Raw genomic sequence first — 16593 nt, forward strand, 5'->3', positions numbered from 1 at the left:
AATGATTGGGCTCATCCTATATTGCCGAGTGAAGTCTGGGTATCCCCCGATTGGGGGATATTGAAGTTGGGCTCAACTTTTCTGGTTCATTAAGTTGTTCTGCATCCTTCTTTGGGAGTCAATGAACCCAGGTAAAGTTTTTTTGTCTGGAATACGGCAAAGGGAAATTGAATAAATCGTGCCGATTTAACTTATTCAGTTTATTGAGGACGGCAATTTAAGCTGCTCGTGAACGCGGTTTCAGTGCACGGCATAGGGGCCTCTTGCAAGCTATTGAAATCGCAACGCCAATCAGACCTTTCCTGTCAGTTGTGTGATGGCATATATCACCAATCCGACCAATCCACCGACCACGGTGCCATTGATGCGGATGAACTGCAGGTCTGAGCCAATTGCCAATTCGATCCGGTTGCTCATTTCGTCTTTTGTCCATTGCTTGAGTTGATCTTCAATGAAACATCCGACTTCACCCCGGTACTGGTGAATCATGGATGCACTGCCAGACTCAATCGCTTCATTTAGCCAGGCACTCAATTGCGCATCTGTGGCCAAGGTATGGCCAATTTGACGTATCAGTGGTGTCAGTTGGCCACCCATGACCGGATCATGTCGATCCAGTGCCATATTCAGGCGATCTTTGAGGAGATCCCAAATGCCATTCAACAGGTTTTTCACCTGTTCACTGTTGAGCGTGTCTTGCTGGTACTGGGTAATCGTGTTTTGCCAATCTGGATCAGCTTTGAGTTGCTGGACAAACTCCTGAATCATCACACCGTATTTATTGCGAAGTGCATGATGCGGGTTGGTACGTATGTCCTTGGCTGATTGCCAGAGCGCCTTGATCAAACTCGGTGATACTTTTGTGATGGCGGTTTTGAAGATGATGTTTTCCGCACCAATGGCATGGATCAAAAATTCTGAAATCTTCGGCTGATTGGCGGTATCTGCCAAATAGCCTACTGCCCACTCCAAAATCCCATCCAGCATTTCCTCATGTTTTTTTTCTGCAACGAACAAGTCGACCACGTTCGCGGCCATTTCTGGCATGTTCAACTGGCTCAGTTGTCGGCCAACAACTTCACCCAATTGCCGCTTTATCTTGGCATCGTCCAGCGAGTCCAATACCTTGTTAAGGGCATGTGCTGCTGCATGACCAAGATTGGTGGCTGTTTTGGGAGCCAGTAGCCAAGTGCTGAGCAAATCTGCCGGGTTGGCTGATCGAATGCGTCTGGTTATAGCCTCTTCTGTGATGAAGTGGGTTTCAACAAATTCGCCGAGATTGCGCCCGATGTCTTCTTTGCTGTTGGGAATAATGGCGGTGTGCCAGATTGGAATGCTCAAGGGGTGTCGAAACAAAGCCACGACAGCAAACCAGTCAGCTACCGCGCCTACCATTGCTGCTTCAGAAAATGCAGCAAGGTAGCCAATAGCTGGGTGAATATGGCGGTAACTCACAGCTATGGCATACATGACAGCCATGACCAGTAACAGCCCGAATGAGATGCGTTGCATCGTTTTAAGACGCAAGCTCAGTTGAATGTCACGACTACTGGCACGACCCAATGGGTCTGCGAATTGATTGGCCAAATGCTTTTCAGTGGTCACCGATCCCTCCCTTTATATGGATGTGCCGTAGAGCATGCTAAGTGAAGAGTCAGAAGCCTGAAATGTTCAGCATTTATGGCTGCCAAACCGCATTGTGACCAATGGGCATCCAATGTCCGCAAGAAGGTAAATTGGGTGTCACTTTCTGCGTACCAAACTCCGAACGAAATCCGCTGGTCTGGCCATCACGGTCTCGGCAATGCTGGGTACTGCATGCTTTAACTGCGTCGAACCGCATTGCCTACATGTGGTTGGCACTTGGATGACATCGCTCCGCTGCACGCTGACATGGCTCCAGTCACAGGACGTGCAGGTGACTTTGAAAATTGGAAATTTGGGTGCGATTGGCATGACAGCCTTCCATGATGGGGTGGCAAGGTGTGAATCTACTGTTCAATCTGGCTTGGTTTGACTTTTCAGTTTGCTGATGTAGGCACTCAAACCGGCTGTGGATAAAACTCCGACTGCAAAAGCAATCGCAAAGGCAGCAAGACTTTCAAGGGGAGATGTATTGTTTCCCATGGTGAATCCTTAGGGTGGTTGGGTTGAAAAAGAAAATGGTGACAGCAAAAATCTAATATTGATGGTCTGGCTTTTGACCACCGGAAATTAATGTCCCAACGATAAGGCACGCCAATGACAGCCCGTGTCGTTTTTGGTTTTTAGACTTTATTTTTATCAGTCACCCTTGACTAGCAATGTTCGCTTGGTGAAGCTTTAGCATTGGAGGTCTATGGCGACCATCCACCCACCTATTTCAACCATCCATCCCACGTCAGCTGGCACTTACCGCGAACGTGATGTATTGATTCTCCTGGAACAGGGTTTGCCCAAGGGATTTGATGTTTTCCACAGCGTCGAGTGGTCTGCCATGCATGACGGCGATCAGGGTTTTGGTGAATTTGATGCCGTGGTGGTAGCGCCCACTGGACACCTGGTGTTGTTGGAAGTCAAGGCTGGTCAGGTTGTCGCGCGAGCCCAAGGTCTGGTGAAGTTTTACAGCGACTCCGGGGCAAACCCCAAAGACGTGGAACACCAAGCCCGCCGTCAGCACAGTGCCATGATGGATCGTTTGTCCAAGTCAGGCTTGCATGAGATCCACGTCAGTCAACTGTTGGTGCTGGCAGATCAGGTCATTGACAAAGGAACTATCACTTACCCCAGGGAAAGAATCGTAGATGCCACCCAACTGGATTCACTGTGCAGCTTGGTAAAAGATGCTATTCCAAGAAACAGCCTTGCCGATCCCTTGCGCGTTCATGTGCTGGACTTTCTTGCAAATCGCTTTAAATTGCATCCAGATATGGCCACCCATATTGGTCAAATTCACAGAGCCAACATCCAGTTGGCCGAAGGGCTGGCCACTTGAGTGCCTCGAATTTCACATTCGGGTGGTGTGTTCTTGATTGAAGCTGTCGCGAGTACTGGTAAATCACAGTTGGCTCTGACAATGTTGCGCGAGGCTCAAACAACAATTTGCGTGTTGCCTATATTTGTTAAAACCGCACATTGGCTGACCACATTACAAACCTAGCACCACACTCGGTCTTAAGGTGAATAAGCCCTCATATGCATCGCATAAGTGCTGGTCTACCCACAAATTTTAATAACAGAGGATAAGTACCGTCTTCTTCAAGATGATTCACATCCATAATCGTCCAAAACATCTCAGGGACGAGGCAATACCATGGCCACTCTTGATGCTTCAAACCTGAAGTCAATCCTGCACTCCAAACGTGCCAACATTTACTACCTGGAGCACTGCCGGGTGCTGGTGAATGGGGGCCGGGTTGAATACGTCACTGACGAGGGCAAGCACTCTCTTTACTGGAACATCCCCATCGCCAACACCACCACGGTTCTGCTGGGCACGGGCACGTCGGTCACCCAGGCGGCCATGCGTGAGCTGGCCAAAGCTGGCGTGCTGGTTGGGTTTTGCGGTGGCGGTGGCACGCCCTTGTTCAGCGCGAATGAGATGGACATTGAGGTGGCCTGGTTCTCCCCCCAAAGCGAATACCGCCCCACCGAATACTTGCAGCACTGGGTGCGGTTCTGGTTTGACGACGGCTTGCGCCTGGCGGCGGCCAAAGAATTCCAGCAAATCCGGCTGCAACGTGTGCGCCAGCAATGGCATAGCTTGAGCCAGTTGCGCGACAGCCCTTGCACGGTCGACATGACCCAGCTCGATGCGCTGCTGAAGCAGTCCAGCCAGGGTGTCGCCAATGCATCGAGCCAAACCGATCTTTTGACCGAAGAAGGTCGCCTGACCAAGCAGCTCTACCGGCTGGTGACCCAAGCCACGCAATACGGCGAATTCGTGCGCAGCCAGCGCGGCGACAGCATCGACGCGGCCAACCAGTTTCTTGACCACGGCAACTACCTTGCCTATGGGCTTGCCGCTACGGCCACTTGGGTGCTTGGTCTGCCCCACGGGCTGGCGGTGCTACACGGCAAAACCCGTCGCGGTGGTCTGGTGTTTGATGTGGCCGATCTGGTCAAAGATGCCGCCATCCTGCCCCAGGCCTTTATCTCTGCCATGCGGGGTGACACTGAACAGGAGTTCCGCCAGGCCTGCATTGACAAGCTGACCAGCAGCGAGGCGCTGGACTTCATGATCGACACCCTCAAGGCGGTGGCGCTGAAGATTGGCCGACTGGCCCAAACCCAGCCAGCCGCTGACGCATGAACATACTGCTGATCTCCCAGTGCAACAAGCGGGCACTGACCGAAACCCGCCGCATCCTTGACCAATTCGCCGAACGGCGCGGTGAGCGCACCTGGCAAACCCCCATCACCCAAGCGGGGCTCGACACACTGCGCCAGTTGCTCAAAAAAACCGCCCGCAAAAACACCGCCGTGGCCTGCCACTGGATTCGCGGGCAAGACCACAGCGAACTGCTGTGGATCGTGGGAGATGCCAGCCAGTTCAACAGCCAGGGCGCGGTGCCCACCAACATGACACGGCGCAATATCTTGCGGCAGGGGGATGAAAACGATTGGCATACCGGGCAAGACATCCATTTGCTCAGCGCCCTGGCCGCTTTGTTGCATGACTTGGGCAAAGCCAGTCAGGCTTTTCAAATGCGCTTACTTGGGCAATTGCAAGAGCGCAACCAGTACCGCCATGAATGGGTTTCGCTGCGCCTGTTTGAAGCCTTTGTAGGCGACGATGACGATGCCACCTGGCTGGCCCGCCTCGCCAACCCGTCGGAAGTGGACGATGCCACCTGGTTGGGTCGCCTGCAGCGTGATGGTTTGGATCAATCCGTGCAAGCGCCCTTTGCTCACCTGGTGCGAGCACCCCTGGCTCAGGCCATCGCCTGGTTGGTGGTCACCCACCACCGCTTGCCCGTGGCCCCGGAGAAAGATACCGAACCAGGCAGCAAAACCTACCTGGGCAAAAAGGTTGACTGGGTCACAGCCCACGCGCTCAAAGATGTTCTCCACCTGATGGATGCCGGTTGGAACGAACTGAATCGTGGGGGTGATGCCAAGCAAATGGCCTTGTACTGGCACTTTCCGCACGGCTTGCCCGTAACCACCGACTTGTGGCGCAAACGGGCTGCCCGTTTGGCAGGGCGGCTGCTGGCCTTGTGCCAGTCGCCCGACAAAGGCCAGTGGCTGAACAACCCGTATGTGATGCATGTCTCTCGGCTGTGCCTGATGCTGGCAGACCACCACTATTCATCCCTGGTCGTGGACGACAAAGGCAAGCCCGCAGCAGGCCGGGTCACCGGTCAGAAAAACTACCCGCTCTACGCCAATACCCAAGGGCCAGCAGGCCAGCTCAATCAGACGCTGGACGAACACCTGCTGGGCGTGGCCCAGCACAGCAGCGAGGTCAGCCACGCCTTGCCGCGTTTCGAGTTGAACCTGCCCCGGCTGGCCCGCCACAAGGCCTTGAAAAAACGCGCCCAAGATGCCCGATTTCGCTGGCAAGACAAAGCATTCGAGGTGGCACAGGCCATGCGTGAACGCAGCCAGCGGCAAGGGGCTTTTATCGTCAACATGGCCTCTACCGGGTGCGGCAAAACTTTGGCGAATGCCCGCATCATGTATGCGCTGGCAGACCCTGAGCAAGGTATGCGCTGCGCCTTTGCCATGGGCCTGCGCACCCTCACCCTGCAAACCGGCCGGGCCTTTGGTGAGCTGTTGGGCCTGGGTGATGCTGAGCTGGCCATCCGTGTGGGCGGCAGCGCCAGCCGGGCGCTGTTTGAACACTATGAGCGCGAGGCCGAACAATCCGGCTCTGCCTCGCGCCAGACCTTGTTGGAAGAAGGTAGCCATGTGGTGTTTGACGGCAACACCGAAGAGCACCCCTTGCTGCAGAGGATCATGCACGACCCCGCCGCCCGAGCCTTGCTGGCCGCGCCCTTGTTGGTGTGTACCATCGACCACCTGACCCCCGCCACAGAAAGCCAGCGCGGTGGTCGCCAGATTGCCCCCATGCTGCGCTTGATGAGCGGCGATCTGGTGCTGGACGAGCCTGATGATTTCGATATTGCCGACCTGCCAGCGCTGACCCGTCTGGTGCACTGGGCTGGCCTGCTGGGTTCGCGGGTGTTGCTGTCATCCGCCACTTTGCCGCCGGCTCTGGTGCAAGGCCTGTTTGAAGCCTACCGCAATGGTCGCCAGCACTACCAGCGCAACCGTGGCGACCGCCCCAGCGCAATGGCCCAGGCCGCGGAAATTTGTTGCGCCTGGGTGGACGAGTTTGACGTGCAACAGGCCAACTGCGCGGATGGCGCGAGCTTTGTCAACGAACACGGCAATTTCGCCAAACGACGGGCATTGCGACTGGGCAAAGCCGAAGTGCGCCGCCGGGCGGTGTTGGTGCCTCTGGACTTGCGTGGCAAAGCCAGTGCGCTGCTGCCAACTGGTTTTGCACAGGAAGCCATTCGCCATGCAGTCGGTTTACACCACAAGCATCACCAGCCCGATCCCCAAAGCGGCAAGTGTGTCAGCTTTGGTCTGATTCGTATGGCCAATATCGGGCCGCTGGTGGACGTGGCGCTGGAGCTGTACCGCCTGCCCTGGCCCGAAGGTGTGCGCGTGCACCTGTGCGCCTACCACTCACAATTTCCGCTGTTGATCCGCTCCGCCATTGAGCACCAGTTGGATCAAACCCTGAACCGCCGCCAGCCCGATGCCGTATTCACCCTGCCGGATATTCGCCAGCGCCTGGACGAGAACCCCGAGCCAGACCACCTGTTCATCGTGCTGGGGTCACCGGTCACCGAGGTGGGCCGCGACCACGACTACGACTGGGCCGTGGTCGAGCCATCTTCCATGCGCTCATTGATCCAGCTTGCGGGCCGGGTGCGCCGACACCGTGAGGGCGAATGCAGCACCCCGAATATCCGTGTGTTTGACACCAACCTGCGCCACTTCAGTAGCCCCAATCAACCGGCCTTTTGCAAACCCGGTTTTGAAACAGACCAGTTTCCTTTGCAGCCGCACAGCCTGGGCCAGTTGATGGCCCCTGATGAAGTCGCCGTGATTGATGCGCGGCCCCGCATCGTGGCACGAGAAAAATTGCAACCGCGTAGCCGACTGGTGGACTTAGAGCATGCCCGCATGCAGGCGACGATGTGGCCTGCTCCCCCCAATTCATTGGCGCTGAACGCAGCCAGTTGGTGGCAACTGGCTCCAGCTGATGCGCTGTTGACTGCCGTGCTGCCGCAGCAACAGCCTTTTCGAGATGACCCAACGCCAGACGTGAATTTGGAACTGCGGCCCAATGAAGACGGAGACGACTACACGCTCGTCTTGGTAGTAGACGACAAACAGGGACGGCGTGGGGACAAGACTTACATCGAAGCTGAAAAGTCAAACAACAAGCGCATTCCAGATGCCAAGGTGCAAGGCGAACACATCACCGCATGGGGGGTGACTGACTACATGGAAGCGTTGGTCGACTTGGCCACATCCATGGAAATTTCTATGGAGCTGTGCGCCAAGCGTTTTGGCACTTTGAGCTTGCCCGAAAGCACCAACGGCTGGCGCTTTCATCCGGCGCTGGGGTTTACGAAAGACAAAACCTGAAAAGGAGAGGCCGACACAAGGTCGGCCTCGCTGCCTTTGCGGCAGTGGATAGTGATATCCGCACCCTCTAATGAGGTCATTTTCTGAGCTGTCTTTGCGACAGTGGCAGAAGTTTAGCTGGTTGATTTGACAAGGTTTGTAAAAATATTTCCCTCAAATGATGTCATGGTTTAACTATGGTCAATTTCCTGATAAAGTTGGCCTCAATGATGGTTTGAACATCATTGAGGCCAGAAAGCAACGCCAAAGGCAGTCGAGCGCCGAGGCACCTACGAGCAAGGTTGTTGATCGAAGGAGGGTACGAATGTGACCACGCATCACATGATTAGAAGTTGAGTTCCATGCAAGCCATGCTTGTCAAATTCGTGTCCCTAGGCGTTGCCTGGGGACATTTTATCTGCGACTGATTCGTCGCTGTTTATTGAAATGATTCCCTATGTCTACGATTTCTATCAATCGTCAGGCCGAGCTTCGTTTGCTTGTTTCAACGTTCCTGTCCGAACGCCTAGAAAGTAAACTCGAAAAACTCGATCCTGACGACCCCAAACGCGATGAGCTGCGACAGCAATTCATCCCCGCAACTTGGCTGGAAGATGCCGCCCGGCGTGCCGCGCAAATTCAGGCGGTGACGCACTCTCTGAAACCCGTGCACCCGGATGCCAAAGGCACCAACCTCTACAGCCCACCCAGCACACTGGCTGGCATTGAGCTGGTGGGAAGCCACTGTCTTGGTGATGCCTTTGCCGGCGATGTGGTCGGCAATGCTGCGGCCCTGGATGTGTACAAATTCCTCAAGCAGATGCACGAAGGCCACAGCCTCTTGGCGCTTTCTGTGGCGGGGGATGCCGATCTGGCCGCTGCCTTGAGCGATGACCCCGCGCAGGCGCAAGCCTGGCTGCAGGCCTTTGCCACGCTCACCGAGCCGCGTGGCCGAGTCACCTCGCACACCCTGGCCAAACAGCTCTACTGGCAAATCGGTGACGATGTGCAGGCAGCCGACAGTTATCACCTGCTCTCGCCCCTGTACGCCAGCTCATTGGCACATCGGGTTTATGAAACGCTGCAAGACGACCGTTTCAGTGAGGCCGCCAAAGCTGCCCGTGATGCCCGCAAAGCCAACACCTTCAGCGAGCGCCCGGTGCATGAATACCCACAAATGGCCGCACAGCAACTGGGTGGCACTAAGCCGCAGAACATCAGCCAGCTCAACAGTGAGCGCCGGGGCAACAACTGCTTGCTGGCCTCATTGCCACCGGTGTGGCGCTCGACGGACTTGAAGCCGCTGCTTAACACCGATTCAATGTTCCACCGCTATAGCCGCCGCCCCGAGGTGCGCCAAGCTGTTAAAGACCTGTTGGCCTTTTTGAAGACCGACCCCACGCGAAATGTGGCAACCCGCAGCAAGCGTGCAGCCTGGGTCAATCTGCTGATTGACGAGTTCTTGCAGTTCACCGCTGAGCTGCGCAGCCTGGAGCCCGGCTGGAGCCAAACACCTCAGTGCAAATTGACTGAATCCGAGTGCCGCTGGCTGGATGACGATGGCGTGAACGTGACCGATGCCGAGTTGGATCGTGTGCGCCCCACCGATATTCCTGAGCGCATCTGCGCGGCTTTTGCCAACTGGCTCAATGCGCAGTTGCGTCCTCCGCTGCCCATGGGTGACCCTGAGTTTTTGGCTTGGCGCAATGCCATGATGGAAGAAATCAAGGCGCAAGAACGGGAGGGCACTCATGCCGAATGAACCGACACCACATGCAGCTGTGCTGGTACTGCCGCGCCTGCGGGTGCAAAACGCCAACGCCATATCCAGCCCGTTGACCTGGGGCTTCCCGTCTATCACCGCCTTCACCGGACTGATGACCGCACTGGCCCGCCGTATGGGGCCAGACGCAGGCATCCGCTTTCACAGTGTGGGTGTGGTGTGCCATGGCTTTGAGGCACAGGTAACCCAAGGCGGCTACACACGCAGCTTTTGCCTGACGCGCAACCCCGTGTTGCAAGACGGCTCGACGGCGGCGATTGTGGAAGAAGGCCGGGTTCACCTGGACATCACACTGGTGTTTGAAGTGACGTTGAGCACAGCCTTGCTTGACGATGCCAAACGTGCCCAGTGCGCCGCCGATGTCGGCGAATGTGTTGCCGCCATGCGTATTGCTGGCGGCAGCGTGATGCCACCTTTACCCGGCGCATTGCGGCGGCCACCACGCGCCAAGCTGACGCTACTGGGTGGCGACGTGGAGGCGCAAACCAAGCAATTCAAACGACTCAGCCGCCAGTGGCTGCCGGGCTTTGCCCTGGTGTCGCGTGACGACCTGTTGCAAAACCGCTTGGAAGAGTTGCGCGCCAATGCACCCGCTGAGGCTACTCCGCCCACCTTGCTGGACGCGTGGCTAGACCTGTCACGCATCAACCACCGCGCCAGCCTCAAAGCGGTGCCAGATGCCATCGCGGGTGAACCCACCGAAGTGGTGGAGTGGGCCACCGACCGCCGCAGTGGTTGGCTGGTGCCTATTCCGGTGGGCTATGCCGCCTTGTCAGACTTGTACCCCCCTGGCGCAGTGGCGGGTGCACGCGACACTGCAGTGCCGTTCCGTTTTGTTGAGAGTGTGTATTCCATAGGTCAGTGGGTCAGCCCGCACCGTCTGGCAGACATGACCCAACTCACCTGGCGGCCCGACTACGCACCCGCCAGCGGTCTGTACCGCTGCGTCAATGCATTTCAAGCACCCACAACCGATTCATACACCCCCATTTCTTTTGAAGAATGATTTCAAGGAGTTAAACCATGGCTACTACCAACACACTCAAGACTGCCTCCGTCCTCGCGTTTGAACGCAAGCTCGATCCATCTGATGCCCTCTTTGCCGCAGGCACCTGGGCGCAGCGCGACACCAGTCAAACCTGGCCTGCCGTCGAGATTCGGGCCAAGTCGGTGCGCGGCACCATTTCCAACCGCCTTAAAACCAAAGACCAAGACCCGGCCAAGCTGGATGCCGCCATTGAAAACCCCAATCTGCAAACCGTTGATGTGAGCATGCTGCCAGCCGATGCTGACACGCTCAAAGTCAGTTTCACTTTGCGTGTACTCGGTGGCACCGGCACACCCTCAGCCTGCAACAGTGCCGACTACCAAGCCAAGTTGCTGGCCACCGTGCAGACCTATGCCCAAACGCCGGGTTTTAGCGAGTTGGCCCGGCGTTACGCACACAACCTGGCCAATGGCCGTTTTCTGTGGCGCAACCGTTTGGGTGCGGAGCAAATCGAAGTGCAGGTCGCCCAGTTGGTAGACGGGCAAGCCGTGCAACGCTGGACCTTTGATGCCTTGGCCTATTCGCTACGAGACTTTGATGCGAGCTCTGCGGACTTGACGCAACTGGCCTCCTTGCTGGAACAAGGCTTGAGCGGTTCAAAGTATGTGTTGCTGCAAGTAACCGCCTTTGCGCGCGTGGGTGCAGGCCAGGAAGTCTTTCCGTCACAAGAGCTGATTCTGGACAAGGACAAGGCAGGCAAGAGCAAAACGCTTTACCCAGTGAACGGCACCGCCGCCGTGCACTCCCAAAAAATCGGCAATGCCCTCCGCACCATTGACACCTGGTACCCCATTGAAGATGGGCTAGGCCAAGCAACCCCGATTGCGGTAGAGCCCTATGGCTCGGTCACCTCGCAAGGCAAGGCCTACCGCCAGCCCAAGGTCAAGATGGACTTTTACTCTCTGCTGGATGCCTGGGTGCTGAAAGACCAAGTGCCCGACGTGGCGCAGCAGCACTTTGTGATGGCCAACCTGGTGCGTGGTGGTGTGTTTGGTGAATCTGGCAAGGACTGAAGCCATGGATCACTATGTTGACCTGAAGTTGCTGCCCGACCCCGAAATTGCGCAGCCGCATTTGATGGGGGCCTTGTTCAGCAAACTGCACCTGACGTTGGTGGCCCAGCGTAGCGAACACATCGGCATCAGCTTTCCGGCGGTGCAAGAAGCGCCACCATGGCTGGGTGACCGTTTGCGCTTGCATGGAAGCCAAGCCGATCTGACCGCGATGATGGCCTCCCCGTGGCTGGCAGGCATGCGTGACCATGTGCAGGCCAGCGCTGTGTTGCCCGTGCCGACCACTGCCCGCTATCGCGTGGTGAGCCGTGTGCAGGCCAAAAGCAACCCGGATCGCCTGCGCCGCCGCCAAATGCGCCGCCATGGCATCGATGCCGCTGAGGCCTTGGCGCGTGTGCCCGACACCGCCGCCGAACGCCTGGATTTGCCTTATGTGCAACTGCGTAGCCTGAGTACCGTGCAGTCGTTCAAGCTGTTCATCCGGCATGGAGCCCTGCAAGATGCCGCAAGCCCTGGCGTGTTTGGGGCCTATGGGTTAAGCCCAACGGCGACTGTGCCCTGGTTTTGACCCTTTTTTCAGGCTGTAGGGAAAAGCCTTTGAAATCAATGGTTTGCTGAAACCCTTGGGAAGAAGGGTTTTTGCGAATTTTTGTCGAAAGCTGTTGAAATTCAGGAGCTTATGATGGGATGGGGATAGTTCACTGCCGCATAGGCAGCTCAGAAAGGTAGAGTACGCCCGTATCAAGTCCGAGATTTTGTTCACTGCCGCATAGGCAGCTCAGAAATGTACCGCTGTTTGCCACCACCCCCACATTGAGTTCACTGCCGCATAGGCAGCTCAGAAACCAGAAAAATCAAGCCCCCCGCCCGCAAAAGTGTTCACTGCCGCATAGGCAGCTCAGAAAACAGGAAAAACGCCACGCTCTCCCAGCAATCAGTTCACTGCCGCATAGGCAGCTCAGAAAGCATTGGCGCTGCTGTGGCGCAAGGGGCGGCCGTTCACTGCCGCATAGGCAGCTCAGAAAGCCACGGCGACCCAAATCGCCGAGGTATTTGGGTTCACTGCCGCATAGGCAGCTCAGAAATGCAAGGGGAAGGCTTGCACGGCTGAGAGGCTGTTCACTGCCGCATAGGCAGCTCAGAAAAAGCAAGAGGTGAAGGTGACAACCCGCGTGATGTTCACTGCCGCATAGGCAGCTCAGAAAGGGTGGATTGCACCAAACGCGGCCCGTCCATGGGTTCACTGCCGCATAGGCAGCTCAGAAAGTTCAGCGCCAGCGCAGTCGGCATCTTGCCCTGTTCACTGCCGCATAGGCAGCTCAGAAAAACCCGGTTGCTGAATTGTTCAAGCAGGTGTTGTTCACTGCCGCATAGGCAGCTCAGAAACAACAGGGAAGAGATCGCCAAGCGCATCCGTGGTTCACTGCCGCATAGGCAGCTCAGAAACGCAAGAACATGATGGACGATCATTTACCAGAGTTCACTGCCGCATAGGCAGCTCAGAAAGAAATCATCGAACAACCCGCCAGCGCCCGTGCGTTCACTGCCGCATAGGCAGCTCAGAAAAGATGATATTGGATGTGGCGCCGCTTTGTATCGTTCACTGCCGCATAGGCAGCTCAGAAATCGATGGTTTCGCCATCGTCCAACCAGCTTCGGTTCACTGCCGCATAGGCAGCTCAGAAATTGCAGCAGGCTATCGAAATAACGCCGGTCTACGTTCACTGCCGCATAGGCAGCTCAGAAATAGAAAGAAGTCGGGCATGCGAATGAAGTTCTGTTCACTGCCGCATAGGCAGCTCAGAAATTCAGTGAGCCCCTGCACCGGATTGTGGAGGCGTTCACTGCCGCATAGGCAGCTCAGAAACTTTTCAGAGTGGCCGCACTTTCGCACCAACAGTTCACTGCCGCATAGGCAGCTCAGAAAAGCAAGATGTCCGCAATCGGCGCGGATGCGCGGTTCACTGCCGCATAGGCAGCTCAGAAAACTGGTTGGCGGGAACACCCCGCGACCAATCAGTTCACTGCCGCATAGGCAGCTCAGAAAATTTTGTGGACGAGCAGGTGGTGGAGCAGCAAGTTCACTGCCGCATAGGCAGCTCAGAAAGCACGTTGAGATCTGTGACCCGGCGGTAATCGGTTCACTGCCGCATAGGCAGCTCAGAAAAGCAGCGTGCGAATCTCAGCCTCTGACAGCACGTTCACTGCCGCATAGGCAGCTCAGAAATTGGCCACGTAAACCTGTTGGCCTTGACGGTTGTTCACTGCCGCATAGGCAGCTCAGAAACAGAGCAGGATCTTGCCGGTGGGTGGCGCAACGTTCACTGCCGCATAGGCAGCTCAGAAACAATGGCATAGTGTCTTTTGCCGTTGCGCCACGTTCACTGCCGCATAGGCAGCTCAGAAATTGACGTGAACGGGCGTATCCTTTGGCGCGTGGTTCACTGCCGCATAGGCAGCTCAGAAATTGAACCAAACACATGAGAATGCCATGATGGAGTTCACTGCCGCATAGGCAGCTCAGAAAATCACGGCAGGCCCGTCCTTGATCTGGCAAAAGTTCACTGCCGCATAGGCAGCTCAGAAAGCGTTGTGAGTGCCGCGCAAGTTGAATGTGTGGTTCACTGCCGCATAGGCAGCTCAGAAAAGATGGAAGTTGCAGACATCGGCTGGGCCATCGTTCACTGCCGCATAGGCAGCTCAGAAAATGAAATCCAGCGGGCTTCCCGCAGTTCTTGCGTTCACTGCCGCATAGGCAGCTCAGAAATTGTCCAAAGCAAGGCGAATTTTTCCGTTTTGGTTCACTGCCGCATAGGCAGCTCAGAAATTGAACATCGGGCGCGGGTACATGCGCTCGGAGTTCACTGCCGCATAGGCAGCTCAGAAAACGAGGCAATGAAGGAGCCGTGCGTGTCCGCTGTTCACTGCCGCATAGGCAGCTCAGAAAATATCCAAGGTCACGGGGGGTACGGCATGAGCGTTCACTGCCGCATAGGCAGCTCAGAAATATACGAAATATGACACATATTTTTACGCCGAGTTCACTGCCGCATAGGCAGCTCAGAAAAACACCTCACGACCAATGATGATTTCGCCAATGTTCACTGCCGCATAGGCAGCTCAGAAAACCCAGGTCGCTACCCTGGCCAACATCAACAAGTTCACTGCCGCATAGGCAGCTCAGAAAGCCATTGGGCGACTATAGGAAATTGGTCTTTCGTTCACTGCCGCATAGGCAGCTCAGAAATGATGGTCAACCGCGAGGCCAAGGGTGCAAAGGTTCACTGCCGCATAGGCAGCTCAGAAAAAGAATATTTGTACAGTGTGTACATCAAAATAGTTCACTGCCGCATAGGCAGCTCAGAAACAGTATTGGAATCGCAAGACTGCCTGGTGTTTGTTCACTGCCGCATAGGCAGCTCAGAAATGAATGAGATATTTAAGTCTTAAAAAATCATTGTTCACTGCCGCATAGGCAGCTCAGAAAAAAGAAATGCAGGCGAATCCTGTTGATTTCTTGTTCACTGCCGCATAGGCAGCTCAGAAAGCTCACAATGTGGGCGGTGATGCGATCCCAGTCGTTCACTGCCGCATAGGCAGCTCAGAAAACATTGTCAAAGCTGTTGCCCATTTCAGCTGCGTTCACTGCCGCATAGGCAGCTCAGAAAATCAAGACCGGCACCAACGCCGTATTCATCAAGTTCACTGCCGCATAGGCAGCTCAGAAAACCACCAAAACTGGATACGTCGTTCATGACGCGTTCACTGCCGCATAGGCAGCTCAGAAAACATGGTGCACGCCTATTTGCCCGCCCGGCGGGTTCACTGCCGCATAGGCAGCTCAGAAAACGTTGGGCCAGGCCCATATGCACCCGTTGATGTTCACTGCCGCATAGGCAGCTCAGAAAGCTGTGGGTAACGCTGAGTGCAGTGGGCACACGTTCACTGCCGCATAGGCAGCTCAGAAAATTGGAAAGCAGCCCAATTGCAGGGCAGGCTTGTTCACTGCCGCATAGGCAGCTCAGAAAAGCACGGTGTATTGCGCGGTGGCAAAGCCCAGGTTCACTGCCGCATAGGCAGCTCAGAAATAAAATTAATGTTTGTTGACGTGCGCAATAATGTTCACTGCCGCATAGGCAGCTCAGAAATGCCGTAGAACCCACCGTGCTTAATTGGAAATGTTCACTGCCGCATAGGCAGCTCAGAAATTGAGAAGGCAGGCCACCAGATCAACCGAAAAGTTCACTGCCGCATAGGCAGCTCAGAAAACCCATATCATTGAGCACGCGCAGGGCCTGGCGTTCACTGCCGCATAGGCAGCTCAGAAAAATCTACAGCAATTTGCAGTAATCTCCTCTGAGTTCACTGCCGCATAGGCAGCTCAGAAAAGGCACACAGGGCCATGTACTGGGGCAAGTCGGTTCACTGCCGCATAGGCAGCTCAGAAACATTCCAGGTGTGCAGCCGTCAGAGCAATCGAGTTCACTGCCGCATAGGCAGCTCAGAAAATTGAGCCTGACCAATAAGACATGCCTCTGAAGTTCACTGCCGCATAGGCAGCTCAGAAATCTGTGAATGTCATGGCGTGCGAAACGCGAACCGTTCACTGCCGCATAGGCAGCTCAGAAATAACGATGTAAGCACAGCCCCGGCGGCAAGGTGTTCACTGCCGCATAGGCAGCTCAGAAAGGGCGCAGTTGGATCTGATGTGACCAGGGTGTGTTCACTGCCGCATAGGCAGCTCAGAAAGCAGCAAACGGTGGTACATCGTTGATTTTTGTGTTCACTGCCGCATAGGCAGCTCAGAAAATTCGTTCCAGCAAGGTATTCGTCACGCTCAGGTTCACTGCCGCATAGGCAGCTCAGAAACGCCGAGCATGAGCGAGTCCGGCATAGCTGCAGTTCACTGCCGCATAGGCAGCTCAGAAAAAACGGGATTGCTGCCCGTGCGTGGGCGACAAGTTCACTGCCGCATAGGCAGCTCAGAAAGACCTCCGCGCCTGGCAGACACAAATGGGCTAGTTCACTGCCGCATAGGCAGCTCAGAAATGTCAGCGGAACACTCGCAATCCGGGGTGTCTGTTCACTGCCGCATAGGCAGCTCAGAAAAGCGCCAGAGG

At 55.8% G+C, this 16593-nt stretch carries 9 protein-coding genes and 1 CRISPR repeat array (1 of these 10 running past the window's edge); of the genes, 7 read left to right on the top strand and 2 right to left on the bottom strand.

What is annotated here, in order from left to right:
* Positions 1–291: 291 nt before the first annotated feature.
* Both LDN84_RS18700 and LDN84_RS22945 read right to left on the bottom strand, forming a co-directional pair.
* Positions 292–1512 (bottom strand): DUF445 domain-containing protein, encoded by a 1221-nt coding sequence (locus tag LDN84_RS18700; RefSeq protein WP_223904931.1) that lies wholly within the window; start codon positions 1510–1512, stop codon positions 292–294.
* Between the two features lie 486 nt (positions 1513–1998).
* Positions 1999–2127: a hypothetical protein gene (locus tag LDN84_RS22945; RefSeq protein ID WP_255610401.1), complete on the bottom strand. Its 129-nt coding sequence runs from the start codon at positions 2125–2127 to the stop codon at positions 1999–2001.
* A 211-nt stretch (positions 2128–2338) separates the two neighbouring features.
* Here LDN84_RS22945 and LDN84_RS18705 point away from each other — a divergent pair, with 211 nt between their 5' ends.
* From LDN84_RS18705 to cas6f, 7 genes are all read left to right on the top strand, one after another.
* On the top strand, positions 2339–2974 hold the full coding sequence (locus LDN84_RS18705; protein WP_223904932.1) for a nuclease-related domain-containing protein: 636 nt from the start codon (positions 2339–2341) through the stop codon (positions 2972–2974).
* 318 nt (positions 2975–3292) lie between these two features.
* A complete protein-coding gene (gene cas1f / locus LDN84_RS18710) occupies positions 3293–4291 on the top strand; it encodes a type I-F CRISPR-associated endonuclease Cas1f (RefSeq protein ID WP_223904933.1) in 999 nt (332 codons plus the stop codon).
* Positions 4288–7650: a type I-F CRISPR-associated helicase Cas3f gene (gene cas3f, locus LDN84_RS18715; RefSeq protein ID WP_223904934.1), complete on the top strand. Its 3363-nt coding sequence runs from the start codon at positions 4288–4290 to the stop codon at positions 7648–7650. The genes cas1f and cas3f overlap by 4 nt, the downstream gene beginning before the upstream one ends.
* 436 nt (positions 7651–8086) lie before the next feature.
* On the top strand, positions 8087–9391 hold the full coding sequence (gene csy1 / locus LDN84_RS18720) for a type I-F CRISPR-associated protein Csy1 (RefSeq protein WP_223904935.1): 1305 nt from the start codon (positions 8087–8089) through the stop codon (positions 9389–9391).
* A complete protein-coding gene (gene csy2 / locus LDN84_RS18725) occupies positions 9381–10418 on the top strand; it encodes a type I-F CRISPR-associated protein Csy2 (RefSeq protein WP_223904936.1) in 1038 nt (345 codons plus the stop codon). Before csy1 ends, csy2 begins: the two co-directional genes overlap by 11 nt.
* Before the next feature lie 17 nt (positions 10419–10435).
* Positions 10436–11473 (top strand): type I-F CRISPR-associated protein Csy3, encoded by a 1038-nt coding sequence (gene csy3 / locus LDN84_RS18730; protein WP_223904937.1) that lies wholly within the window; start codon positions 10436–10438, stop codon positions 11471–11473.
* A gap of 4 nt (positions 11474–11477) precedes the next feature.
* Positions 11478–12041 carry a type I-F CRISPR-associated endoribonuclease Cas6/Csy4 gene (cas6f, locus tag LDN84_RS18735; RefSeq protein ID WP_223904938.1) on the top strand — a complete coding sequence of 188 codons (564 nt, stop codon included), beginning with the start codon at positions 11478–11480 and terminating at the stop codon, positions 12039–12041.
* A 128-nt stretch (positions 12042–12169) separates the two neighbouring features.
* A CRISPR array of direct repeats spans positions 12170–16593; the repeat unit is 28 nt; unit sequence GTTCACTGCCGCATAGGCAGCTCAGAAA; it runs 1735 nt beyond the window's last position.

It is taken from the genome of Rhodoferax lithotrophicus (assembly GCF_019973615.1).
In the GTDB taxonomy this organism is placed as follows: Bacteria; Pseudomonadota; Gammaproteobacteria; order Burkholderiales; family Burkholderiaceae_C; genus Rhodoferax; species Rhodoferax lithotrophicus.